Annotated in this window: 17 protein-coding genes and 1 tRNA gene; 5 read left to right on the forward strand and 13 right to left on the reverse strand. The window is 44.9% G+C overall.

Translation table 11 applies throughout. The features are described from left to right. Positions 1-6: 6 nt before the first annotated feature. Positions 7-3,051, reverse strand: coding sequence for a S41 family peptidase (locus PV783_RS28305; protein WP_420990436.1), 3,045 nt, complete (start codon positions 3,049-3,051; stop codon positions 7-9). A gap of 70 nt (positions 3,052-3,121) precedes the next feature. Continuing rightward, positions 3,122-4,660: a hypothetical protein gene (locus PV783_RS28310; protein WP_420990437.1), complete on the reverse strand. Its 1,539-nt coding sequence runs from the start codon at positions 4,658-4,660 to the stop codon at positions 3,122-3,124. Between the two features lie 167 nt (positions 4,661-4,827). Between PV783_RS28310 and PV783_RS28315 the strand changes: the two genes are divergently transcribed. Beyond that, positions 4,828-4,898: transfer RNA gene (locus tag PV783_RS28315), tRNA-Gln, on the forward strand. Between the two features lie 103 nt (positions 4,899-5,001). Here the strand turns inward: PV783_RS28315 and PV783_RS28320 are convergent. Together PV783_RS28320 and PV783_RS28325 are read right to left on the reverse strand one after the other, a co-directional pair. Further along, entirely contained in the window at positions 5,002-5,637 is a 636-nt protein-coding gene (locus PV783_RS28320; RefSeq protein ID WP_420990662.1) for an ISAon1 family transposase, read from the reverse strand. A 337-nt stretch (positions 5,638-5,974) separates the two neighbouring features. Beyond that, positions 5,975-6,328 (reverse strand): ISAon1 family transposase N-terminal region protein, encoded by a 354-nt coding sequence (locus PV783_RS28325; protein ID WP_420990438.1) that lies wholly within the window; start codon positions 6,326-6,328, stop codon positions 5,975-5,977. An 88-nt stretch (positions 6,329-6,416) separates the two neighbouring features. Here PV783_RS28325 and PV783_RS28330 point away from each other — a divergent pair, with 88 nt between their 5' ends. Continuing rightward, positions 6,417-6,737, forward strand: coding sequence for a hypothetical protein (locus tag PV783_RS28330; protein WP_420990439.1), 321 nt, complete (start codon positions 6,417-6,419; stop codon positions 6,735-6,737). 584 nt (positions 6,738-7,321) lie between these two features. Here the strand turns inward: PV783_RS28330 and PV783_RS28335 are convergent. The 8 genes from PV783_RS28335 to PV783_RS28370 all read right to left on the reverse strand — a co-directional run bounded on the left by PV783_RS28335 (position 7,322) and on the right by PV783_RS28370 (position 17,098). Further along, positions 7,322-7,612 (reverse strand): helix-turn-helix domain-containing protein, encoded by a 291-nt coding sequence (locus PV783_RS28335; protein WP_420990440.1) that lies wholly within the window; start codon positions 7,610-7,612, stop codon positions 7,322-7,324. A gap of 176 nt (positions 7,613-7,788) precedes the next feature. After that, positions 7,789-8,847 (reverse strand): hypothetical protein, encoded by a 1,059-nt coding sequence (locus tag PV783_RS28340; RefSeq protein WP_420990441.1) that lies wholly within the window; start codon positions 8,845-8,847, stop codon positions 7,789-7,791. 122 nt (positions 8,848-8,969) lie between these two features. After that, positions 8,970-9,389, reverse strand: coding sequence for a hypothetical protein (locus PV783_RS28345; RefSeq protein WP_420990442.1), 420 nt, complete (start codon positions 9,387-9,389; stop codon positions 8,970-8,972). 769 nt (positions 9,390-10,158) lie between these two features. Continuing rightward, positions 10,159-10,365, reverse strand: a complete 207-nt coding sequence (locus tag PV783_RS28350; protein ID WP_420990443.1) for a hypothetical protein — start codon at positions 10,363-10,365, stop codon at positions 10,159-10,161. A 148-nt stretch (positions 10,366-10,513) separates the two neighbouring features. Beyond that, positions 10,514-11,566, reverse strand: a complete 1,053-nt coding sequence (locus tag PV783_RS28355) for a nucleotidyl transferase AbiEii/AbiGii toxin family protein (protein WP_420990444.1) — start codon at positions 11,564-11,566, stop codon at positions 10,514-10,516. Further along, entirely contained in the window at positions 11,559-12,167 is a 609-nt protein-coding gene (locus tag PV783_RS28360; protein WP_420990445.1) for a DUF6088 family protein, read from the reverse strand. Before PV783_RS28360 ends, PV783_RS28355 begins: the two co-directional genes overlap by 8 nt. A 294-nt stretch (positions 12,168-12,461) precedes the next feature. Then, positions 12,462-13,892, reverse strand: a complete 1,431-nt coding sequence (locus tag PV783_RS28365) for a SusD/RagB family nutrient-binding outer membrane lipoprotein (protein WP_363437029.1) — start codon at positions 13,890-13,892, stop codon at positions 12,462-12,464. Between the two features lie 11 nt (positions 13,893-13,903). After that, positions 13,904-17,098 (reverse strand): SusC/RagA family TonB-linked outer membrane protein, encoded by a 3,195-nt coding sequence (locus PV783_RS28370; RefSeq protein ID WP_420990446.1) that lies wholly within the window; start codon positions 17,096-17,098, stop codon positions 13,904-13,906. Positions 17,099-17,223: 125 nt separating this feature from the next. On the opposite strand from PV783_RS28370, the gene PV783_RS28375 reads away from it, so the two are divergent. From PV783_RS28375 to PV783_RS28385, 3 genes are all read left to right on the forward strand, one after another. After that, on the forward strand, positions 17,224-17,991 hold the full coding sequence (locus PV783_RS28375; RefSeq protein WP_420990447.1) for a hypothetical protein: 768 nt from the start codon (positions 17,224-17,226) through the stop codon (positions 17,989-17,991). 355 nt (positions 17,992-18,346) lie between these two features. Beyond that, positions 18,347-19,195: a hypothetical protein gene (locus tag PV783_RS28380; protein WP_420990448.1), complete on the forward strand. Its 849-nt coding sequence runs from the start codon at positions 18,347-18,349 to the stop codon at positions 19,193-19,195. Positions 19,196-19,484: 289 nt separating this feature from the next. Beyond that, complete coding sequence (locus tag PV783_RS28385) at positions 19,485-21,086, forward strand: NAD(P)/FAD-dependent oxidoreductase (protein ID WP_420990449.1); 1,602 nt, start codon at positions 19,485-19,487, stop codon at positions 21,084-21,086. 65 nt (positions 21,087-21,151) lie between these two features. Here PV783_RS28385 and PV783_RS28390 read toward each other — a convergent pair whose 3' ends face one another. Further along, complete coding sequence (locus tag PV783_RS28390; protein WP_420990450.1) at positions 21,152-22,549, reverse strand: alpha-L-fucosidase; 1,398 nt, start codon at positions 22,547-22,549, stop codon at positions 21,152-21,154. Positions 22,550-22,572: the final 23 nt, after the last annotated feature.

Below are 22,572 nucleotides of genomic sequence, written 5' to 3' on the forward strand. Positions count from 1 at the left end.
AGGTCGTTATAATGTTGATATCGCAGTTTCCTTCATCAGTTCCCTGATGGCTGCTTCCAGTTGCTGATCTCTTCCTTTAGTTATCTCTTCAGGCGCGTTATTCGCACGTATATCCGGCTCCGTCTGATGATTTTCCAGGTAATAGCCCTCCCTGCTTTTTACACCGAGCGAAGGCACGCTCCAGTGGAGATTCCCATTAGATAATGTTTCCCCGGTCATGAAAGTACAGCTTCCCGGCACCGGCATGCCTATCAGCTTGCCCATATGGAGATACTGATAGTCGAACGCAAAACAGCTGCCATCGCTGTAGTTGGCTTCGTTGGCAATCACCACCGATGGCTTTGTCCAGCGGAAGCCGGGTTCGAAGCTTTCTACCTGGGAGTCCGTTGTATTTTTCCTGACCTCCGTGCCACTCAGCATCATACCCAGGTCTGAGGCCAGGTCGCCCCCCCGGTTAAAACGGGTATCCACCACAATACCTTTGCAGCCGGCATACCTGCCCATTATTTCGCTGTAGGCGTTGCGATAGGCAGCATCATTCATCCGGTATAAATGTACATATCCCAGCTGGCCGTTGCTGAGGCGTGTTACTTCGTCCCTGTTGCGTTTCACCCATCTTTTGTACAGCAGGTCACTTTCTGCTTCCGGCGTAACCGGCGTCACCACTATATCCCGCTGCTGACCGCCATCACTAATACGCAACCGGGTATTTTTACCTGCCCGGTGATTAAGATATTGGGAAAGATCTTTATCTGCTGTAATCTCCTCTCCATCTATAGCCGTAATAAACATGCCCGGCTTCAGGCCAAATGCTTCCTGATCCAGCGGACCATTGGGAAGTACCTCACTTATTTTCACACCGGCGCCCCTGTAAGATACATCGTAACAAATACCCAGGGAAGCCGTTTCTTCTTTTTCTTCCGCAATATTGCTACCCGTAGCACCACTGTGACTTACATTCAGCTCACCCAGCATTTCACTTACCATCTCTGCCAGTTCAAAGTTGTTGGCAATATGCGGCAGGAACTTTTCATAATTCCGGCCATACGCTTCCCAGTCGGCGCCGTGATAACCGGCGGTATAAAATGCTTCCTTTGTTCGTCGCCAGATATGCGAGAACATCGCTTCCCTTTCTGCGGGCAAATCTATTTTCATAGTGCCGTTAATGGTGATGCTATGCTGCGTTTTTCCGGTGGTATCCAATTGCAGGATACGGGCGTCTGCCAGCAGGAAAAGCTGTTGTTGTGCAGTATCCCATTGCAGGGAACAATCTTCCGCCTTAACAGACAAAGGCATCGTGGATGTTTTGGTGGATACATCCGTTATCCACAACTGGTAAGCCGCACCGGCTTTTACCAGATAATATAATTTATTCCCGTTTTTACTCAGTAATACATCCGCCAGCATAGCGGCCGAGGGGGTTAGTTTTGTAATCCGTTCTGCATCTTTAAAACTGTTGCCGGAAAACGGTAACGCATATACGTCCTGCTGCCGGCTGCTGCTGGTGGAAAAACCCCGCAGTCCGTTCCGGTCGCTTTTCCAGATCATCATCTTTCCGTCCATTGCCCATTGCGGCGCCTCATCAGCAAAGCCACTTTGCGTGATGTTTTGTACACTACCACTGCCATCAGCTGCTACGAGACCTACTTCCTGGTTGCCGGCGCCAGGCTGGTTGTATTGAAGCAGGAGATACTTGCTGTCAGCGCTCCAGCGAAAATACTGGTCGTGATCCTTACGGCTGAACAACGACGCAATGCGACGGCTCTTTCCCGAAGCGATGTTATATATTCTTAACGTTACCCTGTTTTCGATATAAGCTACTTCTTTTCCATCGGGAGAATACAAAGGCTGGTAGTTTTCCTGGCCGTTGGCCAGCAACACGGTTGCTTTTCCACGCAACAGATCCATCTCGCAAAGCTGCCAGCCACGACTGCTTTCACTCGCATACAACAATTTTGTGCCATCCGGTGAAAAGCTGAGGTCTGCCTCTTCTCCCGGGGTATGCGTCAACTGCCGGATGGTACCCTGTTCCATGCCGGCGGCAAATACATCTCCCCGGAAAATAAATGCGCACTCCTTACCGGAAGGTGAAACCACACCGTATTTAATATGATCCGCCACCGGCACTACCTTTGTGTTTTCTATGGTGCGGCTGGTAAGGCGTATGTTTATCTTTTCAGGTGCTGCACCCGGCGCCTGCAAATAAATATCCCCGTTGAAACCAAAGCACAGCACACCATTGCCGGCGGCGCTGAGAAACCGGACGGGGTAATGCTTAAATGTTGTGAGTTGTTCCGATGTTCCGGGACGATCCAGCCATAAACGGTGTACATTAAAACTACCACTCTCTTCACTCAGATAACAGATGGCCTTTCCTTTATTGGTAAACACCGGTGACCTGTCTTCCCCGCGAAAGTTTGTCAGTTGCCGGTAGGTATCTTTCTGCGTATCATACAGCCATATATCCCTTGCTGCAGCAGATACCTGGTGCTTTCGCCACGGATTCTCCCGGTTCTTCTTATCGTGATAAATAATGTATTGACCATTGAGTTTTGCATCTTCTGCGGGAACAGTTAGCAGCTGCGTTACCCGTCCACCGTTTACGGATACACGATATAGTTCTGGCTGCGCATCTGAAGGGAATTGCCGGTTGTTCACCGCATCCATTCTTACGCCGCCAAAAATCACCTGCTGATCATCTTCGCTAAAATCATATGGATATTCATCTGCTGAATGAAAGGTGAGCTGTTTTGCAATTCCCCCGCCGGCAGGTACCAGGAAGACATCTGCATTACCATAGCGGTCCGATGCAAAGGCAATGCTGCGGCCATTGTGGCTCCATACAGGCATCCATTCTTCTGCGCTGCTATTCGTTAACTGTATAGCAGTACCACCTGTGGCGGCTACAGTGTACAGATCGCTTTTATAAGTAAATGCTATTGTTTTTCCATCAGGAGAAAGGGAAGGATAGCGCAGCCAGCTGAACGAACTTTGGGCAAAAATATATTCCCCAAAAAACAAGATGAGTAAAATAATGATCAGTCTTTTCATTCGCAGTTTGTAACAACCCGGATAAAGATACAAATATATCATTCATATTTTCCGGGGTTACTGCATCCTGCTAAATGCCCAGCATCACCCGCTCCTCCTCGGCTTCAGCTTCTTCCTGGGTCACCAGTGGCGCATCGGTTACTTCTGTAAGCAACAGGGTATACCCCAGCAGCAATACAATTAATAATACCTGGTATCGCAATACAATTGGCGCAGCAAAAACGCTGAATGCAAAATTCAGCCCGATGAAAGCCCAGCACAACAGCAGCGCGATATTAAATTTACGGCTGGTTTTCCGGACTCCTTTTTTAATAAGATAGCGGATCGTTTCTTCTATAAACAACAAATGACAAATCACTATCAGGGAAGGGAACAGCGACATCAGCGTACTTTGCCAGTTATTGTATTTGCCTTCCGGCTTTGGCTTATCCCCATCTTTAAAAAAAGTAGCTACTTCTTTATTCACCAGGTTGATGATGGGCCGGTTATACCCACCTAATACTTCCAGCTCCGGTAACAGGTATAGCTTCGCATTGCCCAGCAAATAATAGCGGGTAAAGTCCCAGGGATATTTCCGGATCATATAATTCCCGTAGTCGCTGCATAAAGGCGCTACGCCACACCAGCCGGCATATACATCTTTGTCCTTATGCGCCAGTCCATAGTCTCTCAGCAATCCCTTCTGCGGCCCGTTCATATCCCACATAAAATACGATCCGTCTGACACCACTATTCTTCTCGGCAACTTCTTCAGCGCTGTCATGTAATGATATACCGCCTTATGCGTTTTGGCAAACTGTTCTGGTACGCCCACGGAATCCAGCGGTATATACTGCATCATATACATAGCGTTATTCATAATCTGCCAGCCACTGAAAGCAGAAAATATTTTCACCCCGGAATGCTCCGCGGTTTTCTGGCGGGTAAACACCACAAACGAAACGATCAGCACCACCGGTAATAAAACAGCCACCACTTTCTGCCACGGCCGGTAAGCCGATAATAAAATCGGTATCAACGCCACCAACGGGTAAAACATGGCATTATACCGCACCGTAAAAGCATACCCCAGCAACAGCCCGTGAAATACCAGTAACAGCGTGGTGGGTTTGTGCAGAATCCAGAGCAACAAGGTAATCCAGGTAAGTCCGAGCGAGAGAAACAAAGCATCCGAAATAAAATAATTACTCAGAAACGGGAACAACGGATTAATAAGCAGAAATGCATAAAAGCCATACCTGAAATAGCTCTGCGGATTAAAAATGTAGCATACACTGAAATAAAAGAAAAAGGCGCTGGCTTCCAGCAATATAAACTGCACTATGGTAAGCATTGTTTCAGAACGGGAAAACTGGTGAAACAGCCACAGGAATTTAGAATATCCTATGGGCCAGAGGTTGTAATTCCTGTTCTGCAGGGCCGTTTCCATATAAGAACCTGTATCTGACGTAAAATCTATATACGGGAAAAAATGTTTGAATACCACCATCTTGATCACTGCAACAATAACGGCTGCGGCCAGGAGCAGCCCATTGCGCCGGCTGGCAAATATAAAGGCGCCGAAACCAGGAGCGGGAGTAACAAAGGACCGGGGAGATAGTAATAACATAGCCAGTTTTGAGGGATTTTACATATGGCTACAAGTATAAAAGAAGCCACTGAATTGAGGTATCAGTGCATGATTTTCAGCGTTTTAAAGATCTTTTTTTGAGAAAAGGGGATTAAAAATTTGGTAATTATCAGAAATGTCATAATTTCGCGGTCCTGAATTGCTATTGCCTGATAGTATAACGGTAGTACGACAGACTCTGACTCTGTTTGTCTTGGTTCGAATCCAGGTCAGGCAACGAAGCCGAATCCTTCTCCAGTAAAGGGTTCGGCTTTTTAATTTCCCAAACTCTGGCGGGGTAGTAAAGGATCAAGTTGAAAAGTTGGGGGATGGTGTAACTTTTAAGCATAGAGTTTAGTTAATCTATAAAGAAAGAATTCTACATCTCTTACCCCTCTTAATGCGTTTCTAAAGGACTTTATTTTTGCATTAAAAGATTCGGCAGCCGCATTGGTCGCCCTGTTGTTGAAGAAGTTGAGAATGCCCAGATAATGAGTTCTGATAGTCCTGGCAACGGTTTTGAAGGATAATATCCCCGTCTCTTCTACGTCGTTATACCACAAAGCCAGTTTCTTAAACGCCTCTTCTTTACACTTACACTGCCTGTAAACCTCGCCCAGCCGCAGGGATAGCTGATAGGATTTATGAATAAGAGGATAATGACTAAATAAAAGTTCGGCTCTCTGCTGCTCTCTGGTCCATAGTCTGGGGTGCTTAAACAGCAAATATCTGCTTCTGGCTAACAGCTGTTTCGCAGTGTCGCCATTGTGTAGCCTGACAGGCTCATACTTCACTGCTGCCCGTTTGGCTTGCTCATACTCCTGATTTTCCTGTTCCAGGGCCTCCCATCGATGTTTTATTCTTATTTCCTGTACTGCTTCAAAGGCCAGGTGCTGTACATGGAAGCGATCTATCACCCGGTGTGCATTAGGAAAACATGCTTTCACAGTGCTATTGAGGCTACCAGACATATCAATAGTAACTTCCTATACTCTCCCGCGCAGGCGCTTAGGGATTTTAAACAGTATTTCTTTCAGAAATTCAGACTGAGTCCCCTTGATCATAGCCACTATTGAGCCTTTACGCCCTTTAGCCAGCTTATTTGTGACTATGGTATATAGCTCTCCGCTGGAAAAGGCCGTTTCATCTATGCTTAAAGTCGCGCCGATATTTTGCTCAAAGAGCATCCACTGAGAAGCATGCTCTTTCTGCTCCCAGCTGGAAAAATCACTTAAATGATGTTTGTATTGTTGCCCGAGTTGTTTCCCGTCAACTCCGTAGATATGCCCAAGCTGAACAGGGCTGATAGGGTGATTATCTAAGTAATCCTTTTAAAAAATAACCGAATTCCAATGTCATTCGCGTTCCCTTTTTCACTATTTCCCAATCTCTTGTCACCGTTTCCCCAGTGGATACAACCTCCCACCGGCGGCGCTTTACATACAAAGTGACCTTCTTTCTGCGGATAGGAAAATCCTGAACTGCAACGGGAGGAAGGAAGTCTTTGGCGTGAAGTTTTTTATGCTGATGCTCAGCGGGAACAATATTCTTTTCTTCTAAATAAATACTTATTTCAGTCTCATTTTGAGATGCATCAGTTATCTCAAAGTAATATAAAATCCCTTCTGGTAGCAGGGCCTCTATCAAGAGGCTAAAATTCTTGTCCAAGGCTGTCAATCTTAATTGGAAGCAAAAAAACTATTTTTTTGACTATCCCCCAACTTTTCAACTTGATCCGTAGTAAACTATCACTCATATGTTAATACAAAATGGTATATCGAGTATTGGTTCTATGATCCTGCGTTCAAGGGAATTTTTCCTAGGGGAAAAACACTGCAGTTTTAAAAAGGGATTTGCTGATGCTCCCACCGTTGCTAAACGCAAGAAACTCGTAAAACAGGCCCTGAAGGATATTAAGTCAAAGCTGAAAAAAGGCTATAACTCCGTCATCAAACAGTTACTGAATCCTGCTCTATATTGCAGCAAACAGGAACCTGTTATAACCCCTGATGAAGTACAAAGATATAGCAAGTGGTTCCATAAAAGGGCTGGGGAATTACCGTCGCAAACTCTCTGAGCAAAGACAGCTGCTTATTCTTAAGCTGAAAGGCATTCAGGAGGAATTGCGTATCAACGGAGAGCAGATGGCTACAGTGGAAAACCGGATTATGGCACTCTAACAAAAAGAGCTGACAGTGATAGAGCATGTCATTCTCTAATATATTGAAAGAGTGGAAGATATCCCCCTAGAGAGGTGCCATCACGCATTCTCATAAGCTCCAGGAGCTGCTCACTTACCCTTGCAGATGAAAGATTCCCGCTGGACGGTTTAAAGGGTAATGAAGTAGTAACGGTGACAAGGCCCCTAAATGTGAAAGGAAATATCACTACAGAGTCCCCCTGAAAAGACACTCTTTAAAAACGTAAAGAATTCTTCCGTTCAGACAAAGCACAGTAGCTATGGGGGCATGACTTTTATACAGAAATATGGGAAGAGAGAAACGGAATCGGTCAGATCAGCGGCAAGTCCCTGGGCTCTGAGTCGCTTACAAGCATGTTTCATCACATATTCCCAAAAAGCTTTTTCATTGCGGGTAGAGTATGATGATAAAATAACCGGTAGCAGGGCAAGCTCCATACTACCGATTATTTTACATGTTACTATCCAATAGTAGATAATAATTTATCATGAAATCCTGGGAAAAGGTGTTTGAACATTGCACCATCCTCTTCGTTCATATCCTTTTCCGGATCGATCGATAACAAGATGATAAACGCTGCATCCTTATTAAATACCGCAGCGATATCTTTTAGCGTTTTATCGCTAGGTTTTGCCTTGTCGGTCTCAATCTGCGATAAAGCTGTTGCTGATATACCAGCTTTATCAGCCAATTCAACCTGTTTGAGGCCATGAAGTTCACGCAGCTTAACAATCGCTTTTCCCAATTTCATTTTAAGTGTGGTTTATTGGTCCATAAAATGCTCCCTTATTTTTTCAAGAAAGTGAGCAATTACTGGAAGAAAACCGACCCAGTTCACTTTATAGTTTTTGGCCTTGATTTTCTCCCTAAGTGCAATAAGGTCTTTATATACCTTCAGGTCTTTACCTGATAATGTGCCTTTACTCTCTAACATAGTGATGGCGTGTTCAACCATCTGTATTTGAATATCTTTTTCAGACATTTTGTTGGGAAATTTAATGTGTGATAGTAATTGTGTTTCTCAAAACTTTTCAGAAGAAACAAATCACTATCAGCTTCTTTTCCATCAAATGTTGTAATTCGCAGTGACCTAACAACTGTGCGAAGAAGATACCTTTTATCTAATTTTAATAACGTGCGTAATTGTTGATGAAGATGTTTTAAAAACCCTTCAAGAAACAACTTAACTGCTGCAATAACATCCTGAAAAACTGATTTACTGCTGGTTTGATCAACTGCAGCTTTTTTATTTTCTTCACCTGCTGTTAATATATCAAACGGGTTTGATACCCCATTGAAATTTAGAAACAAATTCAATGGCAGTTGATAAGCAGCTTTTTGCTCAAGTAATAGGAAAATACCAGGGGTTTTATAATCCTTCTTTTTGCCGGCAACAAAGGTGTATGCACCTGTTTTTTTACTGGCATGTGAAAGAATCTGGTCTGCTGCATTATAATAATCGGTGTAGTAAGGAACATAAGACCCACCACTGAAAGGTTTGGGTTCGATTATCAGAATGTTTTGATAGTAATTGTCCCAGTTATTAGTTTTCCCACATCCTGCCGCCCATTGACCAGTTAAACCCCAGTTTATCCCTCCAATAGAAGAAGCCAAAGCTTTGGTTATAAATGATGGCGTGTACGAGGATCCATGCGAGGCAATATGAACTTGAAAATCCAGCTCAATATTTTTCACCACTGCAGTAACAGCAGAGATATGACTGACTAATGATTTCGTAGAATTATAATGCGAACCTGTATTGATAAAATTTGCTGTAGGAATTGCCATACCTCCGCCATAAAACGGACCTCCATATTTAACAAATGGGGTTTTTGCAATAACAGAACATATTCTGTTTTGATGCGTATTTAACAACGCTGGAACTTTGGCAGAAAACCTGGTTTTTACAGCAGGCGCCTGCACCCAGGCTTCTATCCCTTTGGGCACTTTTTTACAGCTTTTCTCGTAAAGTTCCACTATCTTCATGTTCCTTCGATTTTACTTCACAAATGTATAAAAGCAATTCGACTTTAAGTGTGACTTAAATATACTTATTTCAATATAATATATAACTATCTGACAACCTGATAAATTTTTAAAATCGGTACTTAAACTCCAATTCCTACAGTTGCTTTCCTGTTAATAAGATCATATCCAATTTGAGGACCAATAGTGATGATTAGTCTGGGGACCTGAACTCGAAACGACGCTCCACTGGTAATATGATTATAGGGGCTGGCGCTACTTAGATAAATATCAGTGTATGCGGTACTGAAGAAAGTGGATCTGCGCATTTCCGTACGGGTGATGGTATCCCTGTTAGACAATCGAATATAAGCCACCGTACTATCAATGGCAAGCAATTTAAGATCCAGGTATGCATCTTTTTTTGTGATCAGGAATGAATCTTCCCTTCGAAACAAGTTAATATCCTTTTGAATAATAGAATCAGTGCGCAGAATACAACGGTCCGCTGATTTTACCTGGCTGCTTTTAACTTTTAGGGCGCGAGCCAGAGAATCTACCATAGCCCAGTATTTATCCCGCGCGATTTCCTACGCTTTGATGATCGCTACCAGCTCACCATTCTTATCCCTCTAGGATCTTACCTCATCTAATGTTGAAATTGAGGCAGTCGGCTGTGTGTCAGATCCGATGCGGGAGATAAAGGTGGTAAGTTTTCCCAGGACTGCAATAATAAGCACAAACAGCAATATCCACCAGATCTTACCGGAATGTTTCTTTAGCATTGTCAGCAAGGTTTTCATAACTTCGGGTCTTTTCAGAGCTATGCTATAGCATGCGTAGGTACTTTTCGCGTAAGGTGCTTATTACAGAACCTTTTTCTGATTGCTGCGGTGAGAGTACAGCCTATGTGAGTATCGAAATGCGGAGGACAGAATGGCTACCAATAGGAGGATCGCTTTAGGTTTTTTATTTTTGCGGCAATGTTTAGCTGGTAAAGAAAATTTTCGAAATATCTAATTAATTAACATTTTTTGATATTTACTACCACCCCCAGAAGAGAGTTAAACGATGATCCGAATCAAACTAACGGTGACTTTGACTCTGTTTGTCATGGTTCGAATCTAGGTCAGGCAATAAAAAAAAGTCCGCTTTGATAGCGGACTTTTTTTTATTGGGGAAAGGGGGAGTGATACTATTAAACGCCCCTAACAGTCATTTTTTTCAAGTTTTCCTATTGTTGCAGAAATATCTGCTGCTCTCAACTGATTGGCATATCGTTGGAGAGGCGATACTTTTCGACAACTTGCTTACATAAGCTAAATCTCCGGATTATGAAAGGTTACGGTTACCAGATTTTCTCCATAGCCGAATCGCCAGGAAAATAAAAATACCCGCTAGAAGGATGGCTATTGGTATTAAGGCGGCTCTGTTGTCCTTTATATCCGGGGCATCAGAAGTTAATATGCGTAATGTTTCCTTTACAGAACCAAAGGCAATAAGGCTCATAACGATGGCGTAAATTTTCCATTTATTCATAAAAATATTAGGTATAGGTACAGCTTGCAATCTAATACTTTAGTATCAAAGTAAAAATCAAACATTTAAGATATCATTGATAATTGGCCCTTGTTCTCTGCAAACTATAATGCTAAAATAATAAGCATGGTTATAATGAATAATCGCTTTAAGCCATAACCGTAGATGGTAACACCATCCCATTAATTTTGTTGTTTAAATTGTTCAGTCTTTGAATGAGGGAATCAAAATCCTCCGACTTACCATATATCATTTCAGCGCGCATAGTCGTATAGTCCGCTCGATAAACTTCTAAAATTTCTGCCGGAGGTCTAAAGTTTAAAGTTGCCGGCTGAAGTTTATCATAGTCCACCCCCTTTTGACGTATCCAGTATCGTCGGTGCAATAATAATTTTTCATAAAATTGTGGATCGGTCAAAAGCTGATCTGCAATTCCCTTATCATCCATTCTGATCAGATCGAATAAATGCCTGGAGCCGCGTTCCAGCTTAACATCTTCGGGTGAAATCTGCCTTTGATTGATAATTTGAAATTTTTCATGAAGTAGAAACATCTTCTCCAATAGCGTCTTCATTGGATGGGTAGCTCTTACTTTAGATAACTGCTCTGCATATATGGGATTAGGAAAATGTTGCCAAAGAAGAGACTGGATGTCCACGGTCTCAAATGGCTCAGTCAGGGATCTTACACTAAACTCAATCCTTACTTCATTCTTCAAATAAGGGTGGGGCTCAAATAAAGAGCGATACCGTACATAAATTGTTTGCGGGTCTTTGTCCCGCATTAAAGGATCTATTGCTTCGGCGAACATTTCAATGGTGGCAAGATCTAATCCTGTCTGTTGCAGACTAACAGCCAATTCTTTAATTATAGTACCGGTAGTAAATGCACATCCTTCTTTTTTCAAACCCTTTACATACCTGTGGGTAGGCTCATCTTTATACTTTTTACCAAAAGCCTCCGGGGACAGGGCTATATCTATGTCCTCTGAAAAACGCTCAATTAATCCAAACCCTTTACTTAAGGATGTACCACCTTTAAAAATAAAATGTCCTTCATTGGGAGTTGTAAAAAGTGCTTTAAGTACAAGGGTTACCCACCAGTCCTTTTCAATTGCAACAGGAATCACTCCCGATTTAACAGCAGCCTGGTTAAGTGAAGTTCGTCTTTGGGTATCTGTAAGATGTAGCCATTCAATCATGCGAATCGCTTAATAGATGTATAATAAAGTCATAAACCTGGGCAGGAGCTAAAGCCAAATCTTTTGTCAGCGCCTCGCTTTTTTCGCTTTGAAGAATTTCCTTTATTCTTTTTTCAAATTCTACTGAGAGATTCTTAGTTCCAATTTCTATGAGACCTAGTATAACAAGGCTACTTAACTCACCCTCAAATGCCATCTTTTTGGGGGTAGTAGGTTTAAACTCAATATACAAATTGCCCATTTTTATTTGCCTGCGTTCCCCGTCTGTTAAGTATGTCATTTTAGTTGGCACCTGGGTAGTAAGTCCTAATTTGTGCAACGCCTGAGAACCTGTTGGCCTGATACGTACCTTTTCTTTCTTCGCCACAGCTTCTGCTACCTTTTCGGGATCTGGATATAATTCCCCAAATACACGATCTTGTTTGGGAACATAATAAATCCCATGAGAAAGTCGCTTTAACTTACCCTTTGCCGTAAGCCGGGATAATGCCATTTTAATGGCAGCACTTGAACCCTCCCCCCTGAAATCAGCAGGAAAAATGAGACTCCCTTTTTTAAGATAAGAGATTTTATCCTCAATATTGGTCTGAATACTTCCCATATACTACAAATATACCGAAAAGCCTCCAAATCTGTTACCTTTTTTACAAAAAAAGTAACAAATTAAGTTACAAAAAACCACAAAAAGGTAACAGATTTATAAAACACGTACTTAATCAAAACAATAAAAATCAATTAGTTGTACAACTAAAACAAAGTACAAGGCAAGTCAAATAAAGAAATAAATGCCGATACAGAAGAAAGGACAAAATCTATCTGGTAGCTCCCTTATTCGCCGCACATTTTGCGGCGAATAAGGGGATTATTATCCGCAGGCATATTCCGCCACCTTCCCTTACCTCTCCACATCCCACCACACTCTCCCCGTCAAATCATCCTTACCATGCAACCCCGGCTGCGCAGCAACCGCATCATCCACACTCTTCGTATTCACATTATGCTCTGAAAGCGGGTACCCCTGCCTCCGGGGAATAGGGATGTTATTATTATCCGGCGCAGGCGTTAACTCAGGATAGCCTGTCCTTCTCCATTCTGCCCATGCTTCATAACCGTTCATATACAGATGTACCCAACGTTGGTATGCAATCTGTTTAATAGCGGTAGCGGCATTATACGCTACTTCCGGACGGGCAAGATAGGCGGCAACGCCGGTGGAGGAACCTGTCCATTGATTAATAGACGCGGTAACAGCGGCATTGTAATCCAGCAATGCTGCCGCATCGCCGCCGCTGATCCATCCCAGCTTCGCGGCTTCTGCACGGGCAAACAGTGCCTGCGCGTATGTCACCAGGTAAACGGTGGCATCCTGTTTACGTATAGCCGTTCCCTGGAAGGATACGCTGCTTGCGGGGATATTCTGCGCCTGGTTTCCCTGCAAACCGTAAGGCATGCCTACATAATCGCCGCTGCCGGTGGTGCCTGCATATACTTTCAGGCGGGGATCGCCCAGTGGCTTCATATAATCTACGAGTGGCTTGCTGATGCAGTACCATCTACGGCCCTGCACGGAATACACGTAGTACCAGTAGTTCTGGTAGGCTGCTTCTCCGAGGTGCTGCGAAATGGCATTGTCGTCGTTACTGGTAAAGATGCCATCGGTTAATGCGGCGGCAAATTCACGCTTGCCCCAGGCGGGGTCTACTTTCGACAGTCGTAATGCCATGAGTGCATGCAGGGTGGCGGCCAGCCGTTTCCATTTACTGATATCACCATAATACAGCACATCGCCTGCGGCGGCGGTTTTGCTGTCTTCCAGCTGGGCGGCGGCTTCGGTTAGTTCTTTAAACAGGTCTGTATAAATATCTTTCTGGCGGTCGTAAGCGGGATTTATTTTATCCCGTCCCTGCAATGCTTCTTTGTAAGGCACATCTCCCCAGCGGTCGGTGATGTACCAGAAGAAGTAAGCCCGGAGTATCCTGGCTACTGCTTTCTGGTTATTGGCAGATCCTTCATCTTCATTAAAATGAACAGTGTTGATGATCTTGTTCAGGTTCATCAGCGCATCGGCATAAAAACTGGAAAATTCAAAGGAGATGTTGATATAACGGGAGGCATCTGTATATACTTTTTCGGAAAGATGCTGTACATACAACAATCCATATGGAGTGGCCGTGGTGGTATCCATTCTCAGGATGGCATAGGTAAGCAGTTTGGGATTGGAAAAAGTATCCGGCTGATTCGGATCACGGTTAATACTGTCAGAAAACTTAGTGCAGGATACTAACGTAAACGCAAGTACGATAATAATATATAATAGCTTTTTCATGATAGACTGGTTTACAGAGAAATGTTAAGATTGATACCAAACGAACGGGTGGTGGCTAATTGCCCTGTTTCCAGCCAGCTGATAGACGACCGTCCCGTGGACAGTTCGGAAGGATCAAGCCCTTTGGGCGCCTGCTGGTATATCATAAAAGGATTACGCGCAATAAGCGCTACATTAATACTGTTGAATGGCATTTTCTTATGCAGCTCTTTGGTAAATGTATAGCCTACACGAAGTTCCCGCATCTTAATATAACTGGCATCATACAACCATTCTTCATATACCGATGTGCCAAGCACCGTACGGTAATAAGATTTTGCATCTACATAAGCGGTTACTTCGGCTCCTGTTACGCTGGAGATACCATTTACTTTCACGCCGCCACCATCTGCCAGCGGATCGCGTACATTCTTCCCTTTATCATTAATGGCCGCTGTTTCTTCAGCCTGACCCGACTTAACACTCAGCATTTTTGTCCAGCTGAAAAATTGCCCGCCGGATTGAAAATCGATCATCGCTGATACATCGAACCGGCCAATACGGAACGTATTCAGCCATCCCCCGGTGAAATCGGGTACCACGCTGCCAAAGTTGTGGTTCTCTTCAAACATCGGCAAGTTGGCCGCATCCAGTAGTATCTTGCCCGTTTTAGTATCACGACGGTAAGCATTCCCCACCAGCGTGCCGAAAGCGGCGTTTACATCGGCATTCAGGTAAACGCTCACTCTTGAATACGTATTCACATCCAGCTGCAGGGTGTTAATGCCCGGATACAATTCCTTCACCAGGCTCCTGTTCCTGCTCACATTGAGCGTAGAATTCCAGTTAAAGAATTTTGTTTGTACCGGTGTGCCATTCAAACTCAGCTCCACCCCTTTATTCTGGATCTTACCGGCATTGATAATCGTATTCTCATAGCCAATAGCGCCTGATACGGGGATACTCAGCACCTGGTCAATATTCTGCTGGTTGTAATAGGTAAATGCAAGCCCCAAACGGTTATTCAGCACCTTCAGATCCAAACCTGTTTCAAAGGAATTACCCAACGATGGCTTGATCCCCGGGTTATTGAGCGTGGTAGGCAGATGCATGGGCAAATAAGGATTATCATCACGTCCTTTATACGGCGTTTCCAGTATATACGACTCGTAGATCTGGTAAGGATCAAGGTCCGATCCTGCTTTCGCAAAACTGAGCCGCACTTTTCCATAGGAAAGCGGCTCCCACTTCAGCAGCTCACTGAATACCATACTAAAAGATACAGATGGATACCAATAAGAATTATTACCCGCCGGCAGTGCGGAGGAGATATCATTACGCACGGTAGCATCGAGGTAATAAATATTATCATAACCCAGTGAAACAGCTGCAAACGCACTGCGCACTTCCTTTCTCCGGAGATAGTTGGATACATTTGGCCGGTCGATGGAAGCAGAAAGATTATAGAAATTAACAACAGATAAACCGCCCTGCGTTCTGCCCTGGATGCCGTTATACCGTTGCGTAAGCAGGTTACCGCCCAGATTGGCATTCAAACTCAGTTTATCAAATGCTTTATTATACTGGGCCAGTATCTCGTAGTTCATCTCCTTATTCTCAAATTTCGCTTCATAATATTCGTTGATATCCCTGCCACCATAAGCCTTACGCTGATCAATGCTCTGCGTATACATATCCCCTCTCACGGCGCCGCTTACTTTCAGTCCCGGCAATACATCATAGCTCAGGCCCACATTCCCAAAGAAGCGGTCGCGCGTATCGTGATTAAGATTTTCGTATGCTTCAAAGTAAGGGTTGTTCCAGTCGCTGCCCGGCTTCTTCAGAAAATCAGGATCATCAATATCTTCATGATTCCAGTGATAAAAAGTACCATCAGGATATTTATATTGCTTTAGCCGGTTCATATCCAGCGACCGTTCAAACCACTGATAAAAGTTACGCGAACCCTGGTAGTAGCCCTGGGCCGGCCGCTGACCTTTATTGTTGGCATAATTGAAGCTGGTAGATACCGTTAATTTCGGCGTAAGATTCAGCGAGCCGTTAAAACCGAGATTATTTCTTTTGAGATAGGTATTGGGCTCAATACCCTTGATATCAGTGTGATTGAACGACAACCGGAAAGTGGTATTTTCACCGCCGCCAGACATACTGATGTTGTTATTGAAAGTAGTACCCGTTACAAAGTAGTCCTTGATATTATCGGGATGCGGACTAAAAGGCGTTAGCTTGCCATAGTCAGGATCAGCAGGATAGAAACTATACATTTGCCGTACGGGTGTGCCATCCATTTTCGGGCCCCAGCTTTCGTCGGTACCGGACGCCAGTAACTGCGATTGCCCGTTCACGGTAATAGTACTGAACTGCTGACTGCTACCGGCCCCATAAATATTTTGCAACGGCATAAAATTGCCTGCTTTCTCAACGGAAAAAGCGGAGTTAACATCCACCGCCACTTTCCGGTTTCCTTTACGACCACCTTGCCGCGTGGTGATCAGGATCACGCCATACTGTCCTCTCAATCCATATAACGCGGAAGCAGCCGGGCCTTTCAGCACATTCACGGATTCAATATCCTCCGGGTTAACATCCTGCGCCAGGTTTCCCAGATCCGGACCGTTTCTGCCGGCAAAGTTATTATTCGAAATAGGCGTTCCATCCACTACTATCAGCGGCTCTTCCTGCCCGTTGATAGAGTTGATGCCACGGAGCTTTATTTTTTGCGTACCGCCCATACTCGCGCCGGATGAACCTACCACCTGCACACCCGCTATTTTACCCGTCAGGGAGCCCAGCACATTCTGCTCTTTCGTAAGCGTAAGGTTACTCCCTTTTACTTCCTGTACCGAGTAACCTACTGCTCTTTCTTTCCGGGAGATGCCCAACGCAGTAACCACCACCTGATCCAGGTTCCGGGTGTCCTGCTTTAGTGTAACGGTAATGCTACTTTTTCCACTGGTATTTACTTCTGTTGTAAGATACCCTACCAGGCGGAAAATCAGTATTACATCGGTATTGCCGGCATCCAGCCGGAAGTTTCCATCGGTGTCTGTTGAAGTACCTTTATTAGTGTTTTTGATCTGTACGCTCACGCCAGGCAGGCTTTCACCTTTTTCACCTGTTACCTTACCGGTAATAATACCTGTTTGCGCGATGGAGGGTAAGGATATGGCACAGTACACCAATAGGATAGCGAGGAGTTTTTTCATTGAATAGAGGTTAGATTTTGGTTAAGATATATTATACAAAATAGCGCATTAATCTCTTAATGTCAATAGCACGGGAAAGCTCACATCTCGCCATTTCTTCGTATTTTCAGTAAAAACAAATCGCTATGGCAAAACAAACTGGGTTATTCCAATTCACCGGTAAGTTGGATAATGTGATCGGTTACCGGAGAAATGGGAGCTATTTTGTACGCACCATGCCGGTCACTGTAAAACAAACTGCCGCTACCCGGCAGGCATCCCGCAATTTCGGGGTCGCCAGCAGGAAGGCTAAACTCATCCGGCAGGCTATTACGCCTCAGCTGGAAATTAACTGCGACGGCTCCCTCGTGAACCGTCTCAATAAAGTATTGATCACCGCGGGGAAAGACCAGTGGAAACACCTCGAAGGCTTCCGGTTCAATAAACACACCGGGATCGATAAATTCTTCTGGCTGCAACCGGTCATGCAAAACGGTACATTAAAAATACCGGCTCAAACATTATCGCCGCAGGGAGCCATTACGCACCTGCAAATAACGGTGATGGCTACACGCATCAGCTTCGTGGAACGGCGGATCATTAAACAGCATTCCACTACCATAAAGGTGGATCTGAACGCCCCCTTCAATGGAGCAGAACTGAACGCATCCGTTCCCGGAAAAGGAACGCTGCTGGTAGTATTGCAGGTAACCGCCTGGAAAGGAGCCGATCCTGTTGGGGATCGCCGCTTCATGGCCGCCGATATCGTGTTCGCCGCTACACCGGCAACCAAAAAGGAAGCCGCAAAAAGGAAACAGCATATACCGGATGTCAGGAAAGTATTACCTTACAGACCCGCGAAAACACCAGGATCACCGGTAGTGCGCACCACCAATAAGTGGCAACGGGAATGAGTGCTCCCACTGCTTAAAACAATCAACAAAATATCATCTCTAAAACCCCGGAGCCATCGCTCCCGTGAATCGCCATGCGCCACGGTATCACATCAACAATAAAAAGCCATAAAAAACCAAAAATCACCCGTTCAACGATCAATCATCTTCCAAAAAATCCCTCACAAGCAAAAAAAATCAAAAAAAGCAATCCGTAAAATCATCCTGATCCTGGTGAAGACAACCTCCGCTTCAAGTCCACCTCCCCTGCATGGATACTGTATGTCCTAAGCCACTGTACAGCGATTCCTAAGCCATTCCTGAGTAACTCATACGTATACACTTATTAATTCCCCACTTTTCCGTAATTTTACGCATGCGTTATATCATCATCTATATACTCATGCTCCTGTCCTCTATCACCACCCTGGCACAAACCGTTGCCCCGGTGGCACTCGGCGCCCTGTCTACCGACAAAATCAAAGAAGCTTCCGGCATCGCCTCCAGCACTACCCTGAAAGGCTGCTACTGGACGCACAACGACAGCGGCAACAAACCCGAAGTATACCTGCTCAACAGCAAAGCAGCGCTGATCAGCACCGTGAAACTCGCGGATGCAGGTAACCGCGACTGGGAAGATATTGCGGAAGGTATCGGACCGGAAAAAGGCAAGCATTATGTATACGTAGGTGATATCGGCGATAACTCCGGTGTAAGGGGGCATATCCGCATTTACCGGTTCCAGGAGCCGGATAAACTCCCCGCTGCACACCTGGAAGTAACCCCAGATGTGCTCACACTCCACTACCCCAACAGCCCCCGCGATGCAGAGTCGCTCATGATTGATCCTATCAGCAAACAAATCTATATCCTCAGCAAAAGAGAAAAAGAAATAAGCCTCTATAAAACAAGTCAGCTGTTTTTCAAAGACGGCGATAAAGACACTCTGCAGAAATTAATAAAACTCCCCTACACCTGGGTTACCTCCGGCGATATTTCCAAAGACGGACACCACATCGTGATTAAAACCCTCACCACCGTTTACTACTGGCACCGCAATACCAACGAAAGTGTGGAACAGGCCATGTCAAAACCTGCAAAAGAACTCCCTTACGTAATCGAAAAACAAGGTGAAGGCATCACCATCCTGCCAGACAACAGCGGCTATGTTACCATCAGCGAAGGAAAACACGCTCCCCTCAATTTTTATAAATGGAAATTCTGAACCGCTAACCTTTATTGCTGCCGTCGCATTTCAGTAACATCGTCTATACTTGTATAGTGCGGGCAGCCTTCATTATCTGCTGCTAACCCATATTTATATACACCCTCAAAAAAACAGGTAATTCCCTTGCCCGGAAATACCTGGAGTAAAACCATTTTTCTACTATGCCACTGACTAACAGCTTCCACCATTTTTTTGCCCGGGGAATGCCTCTCCGGCAGGCCGTTTCAAACAGGTAATTGCACAACAGCTCACCTCAGAACCATTTATTCAATAACCTCATTCGCTCATGCAAAAGAAAGCTATCATCATTGGCGCCGGCCCTGCAGGGCTCACTGCTGCCTATGAACTACTACAGCGCACCAGTATCACCCCTATTGTACTGGAGAAAAGCACAGATATCGGCGGGATCTCCAAAACTGTAAACTATAAAGGCAACCGCATCGATATCGGTGGCCACCGCTTCTTCTCCAAATCAGACCGCGTAATGGACTGGTGGATGAACATGATGCCGCTGGATAAAGAAGCCGCAGAAATATTCTCTATCAGCTACCAGCAAAAAACAAAAGAAATAAAAGCTACCCGCAACAACAATAACACGGATACCCTCGTAGCGCCCGATCCCGACCTCATCATGCTGGTAAGAAAACGCCTGTCGCGCATCTACTTCCTGCACAAATTCTTTACCTACCCCATTCAGCTATCGGTAGATACCCTGCGTAAACTGGGCTTCTCCACTACCATCAGTATTATGGTGTCGTACCTGTGGGCACAGATCTTCCCCAGGAAAAATGAAAAGTCGCTGGAAGACTTCATGGTAAACCGTTTTGGACTTACCCTTTACCACCTCTTCTTCAAAGACTATACAGAAAAAGTATGGGGCGTTTCCTGCAAAGCCATCTCCGCAGAATGGGGCGCACAAAGGATCAAAGGCATCTCTATCGGTAAAGCAATTTCACATGCAGTAAAATCTGCCATCGAAGCAGGAAAGCCCAAAGACCTGAAACAAAAAAATGTGGAAACCAGCCTGATCGAACAATTCCTCTATCCAAAACACGGCCCCGGCCAACTCTGGGAAGAAGTGGCCCACCAGGTAATCAACAAAGGCGGTACCGTATTAATGCAACACGATGTAAAAAAGATTCATACTTCCGGTAATCAAATCACCGCCATCGAAGCGCTGGATCACACCACCGGCGAAGTAGTACTGCTGGAAGGCGACTACTTCTTCTCTACCATGCCCATCAAAGAACTGGTAGCCGACCTGGAAGCAAATGTACCGGGCAATGTCCGGGAAATCGCCGCCGGACTACATTACCGCGACTTTATCACCATCGGCATCTTACTAAAAAACCTCAGCTTCGCGGATAAAAAAACCGGCGAACACAAACCACTGGAACTGAAAGACACCTGGATCTACATCCAGGAAAAAGATGTGAAAGTAGGACGACTGCAACTATTCAATAACTGGAGCCCCTACATGGTGAAAGACCCCGACACTACCTGGGTGGGCATGGAATACTTCTGCAATAAAGGAGATGATTTCTGGGAACTGACAGATGAACAAATCCGGCAAACCGCCATCACGGAACTCTGTAAAATAGGACTGGCGCAACAAGCAGATGTGCTGGACGCCACCGTGCTCAGAATGGAAAAAACATACCCCGCCTATTGGGGCACCTATGCCCGCTTTGAAGAACTGAAAAGCTATATAGATACCTTCGAAAACCTGTTCCTGGTTGGCCGCAACGGTATGCACAAATACAATAACTCCGACCACTCTATGCTCACCGCAATGGTAGCGGTAGATAATATCGCCAACGGCATCGTTACCAAATCAAATATCTGGTCTATCAACACAGAACAGGAATATCATGAAGAGAAAAAATAAAAAATCCGCAGACTTTGTTCCTGGAAACTATCTCCGGGAACAAAGTCTGCGGATAAAATCAATGGTTACCGTTTCTCGTTATACACGCCAAACTCTGCAATCGCGGGCGTTTCAGTGTAATCGTCTATCAGTATCCTCACTTTATTACCCCATACACGCGGAAAACGGTGAATCCTCACACGCCCCGCATTCTCCCCTGCTGATGGCAGTGGCTTCCACTCCCCGTTCTCATTATACTCCAGCCTGTATTGTTTAATACGCGCTTTGTCTTCTGTAATCACAATCATGTTAAAACCCTGCTGTTTGTCAAATTCCACTTCAAACCAGGGCTGCTTTACCGCACGGTTCGATTGCCACGTGCTTCTGAAACTATCATCGTTCGCAAAATCCATGATGTTCATATCACTGCTCCAGCTGGAATTAGCCGCCTGGTGTTTGGCAATGTTGGGAGAAATAATGGGAGATGCATACGCAGGTAATGCCGCTACCGGTCCGTCATTCTTCCACTGTTTTCCTACCTGCTTTAATGCTTCCAGCGCATTGTTGTCGATTAAACCATCCCGGTTAGGCGCTACGTTTAAAATGAAATTACACCACGCTTTACCAAAAGGAACGATGTTTTCATTTACCAACTGGTCCACGCTCTTCACCGGTGTAGCAGGGAAATCAGCTTTCCAGAACCACGCCGTGTTAATAGGCAAACAGGACAATGCCGGCAAGCGGTTGTTATCCGTAGAAATATGCTGACCAGCCCCCTGCTCATACGATTTGATATCCGTATAAAACAACGCCTCCGCAGGATACTTCGCAGCGTTCAGATCCATCACCAGGCACTTAGGCTGCAGTCTTTTGATGAGGCCATAAATTTCCTCAAAAGGAACATCGTCGTAGGAAATCCTCGACCACGGCGCGTCCCAGCCATCAATGATCAGCGCGGTAATTTCGCCGTAGTTGGTGAGCAACTCGGTGAGCTGCGCCTTGATCATCTTAATATGCTCTTTTGTAATTTGCCCCGGCCTGATTTTATGATGCGTATCCAGGATAGAATAATACAACATCACCTTCAGTCCTTTCGCACGGAAAGCAGTGGTGTATTCCTTTACCACATCTCTTTTCAACGGACTGTTCATCACATTATAAGGAGTGGTTTTGGTATCCCAGATGGCAAAACCACTGTGATGCTTAGTGGTTAAACAACCATAAGACATGTTTGCTGATTTGGCCGCCGCCGCCCATTGATTACAATCCAGTTTCTTCGGATTAAAAATCGCCGGGGATGCTTCCGGATCGGCCCAGTCATCATCCATAAAAGTAGGAATATTGAAATGGATGAACATACCGAAACGCAGATCCACAAACTGCTGCTGCAACGCAGGCAGCGACGGTGTTTGCTGGGCGCCGGCCCGCCCCGTTACGAGTAACAGTACTGCCGCCAGAAAGCTGATAACCTGATTCTTTTTCACAAGCTAATGAGTTAAAATATAAA

This window comes from Chitinophaga sp. CC14, from assembly GCF_048957795.1.
GTDB classification, from domain to species: domain Bacteria; phylum Bacteroidota; class Bacteroidia; order Chitinophagales; family Chitinophagaceae; genus Chitinophaga; species Chitinophaga ginsengisegetis.

Excerpts from the sequence above, each read along its gene's own strand:
- PV783_RS28360 (WP_420990445.1), bottom strand. The coding sequence starts at position 12,167 with ATGGGAAGTATTCAGACCAATATTGAGGATAAAATCTCTTATCTTAAA.
- PV783_RS28340 (WP_420990441.1), bottom strand. The coding sequence starts at position 8,847 with ATGAAGATAGTGGAACTTTACGAGAAAAGCTGTAAAAAAGTGCCCAAA.
- PV783_RS28370 (WP_420990446.1), bottom strand. The coding sequence starts at position 17,098 with ATGAAAAAACTCCTCGCTATCCTATTGGTGTACTGTGCCATATCCTTA.
- PV783_RS28345 (WP_420990442.1), bottom strand. The coding sequence starts at position 9,389 with ATGGTAGATTCTCTGGCTCGCGCCCTAAAAGTTAAAAGCAGCCAGGTA.
- PV783_RS28375 (WP_420990447.1), top strand. The coding sequence starts at position 17,224 with ATGGCAAAACAAACTGGGTTATTCCAATTCACCGGTAAGTTGGATAAT.
- PV783_RS28380 (WP_420990448.1), top strand. The coding sequence starts at position 18,347 with ATGCGTTATATCATCATCTATATACTCATGCTCCTGTCCTCTATCACC.
- PV783_RS28350 (WP_420990443.1), bottom strand. The coding sequence starts at position 10,365 with ATGAATAAATGGAAAATTTACGCCATCGTTATGAGCCTTATTGCCTTT.
- PV783_RS28365 (WP_363437029.1), bottom strand. The coding sequence starts at position 13,892 with ATGAAAAAGCTATTATATATTATTATCGTACTTGCGTTTACGTTAGTA.
- PV783_RS28385 (WP_420990449.1), top strand. The coding sequence starts at position 19,485 with ATGCAAAAGAAAGCTATCATCATTGGCGCCGGCCCTGCAGGGCTCACT.
- PV783_RS28305 (WP_420990436.1), bottom strand. The coding sequence starts at position 3,051 with ATGAAAAGACTGATCATTATTTTACTCATCTTGTTTTTTGGGGAATAT.
- PV783_RS28310 (WP_420990437.1), bottom strand. The coding sequence starts at position 4,660 with ATGTTATTACTATCTCCCCGGTCCTTTGTTACTCCCGCTCCTGGTTTC.
- PV783_RS28330 (WP_420990439.1), top strand. The coding sequence starts at position 6,417 with ATGTTAATACAAAATGGTATATCGAGTATTGGTTCTATGATCCTGCGT.
- PV783_RS28355 (WP_420990444.1), bottom strand. The coding sequence starts at position 11,566 with ATGATTGAATGGCTACATCTTACAGATACCCAAAGACGAACTTCACTT.
- PV783_RS28335 (WP_420990440.1), bottom strand. The coding sequence starts at position 7,612 with ATGAAATTGGGAAAAGCGATTGTTAAGCTGCGTGAACTTCATGGCCTC.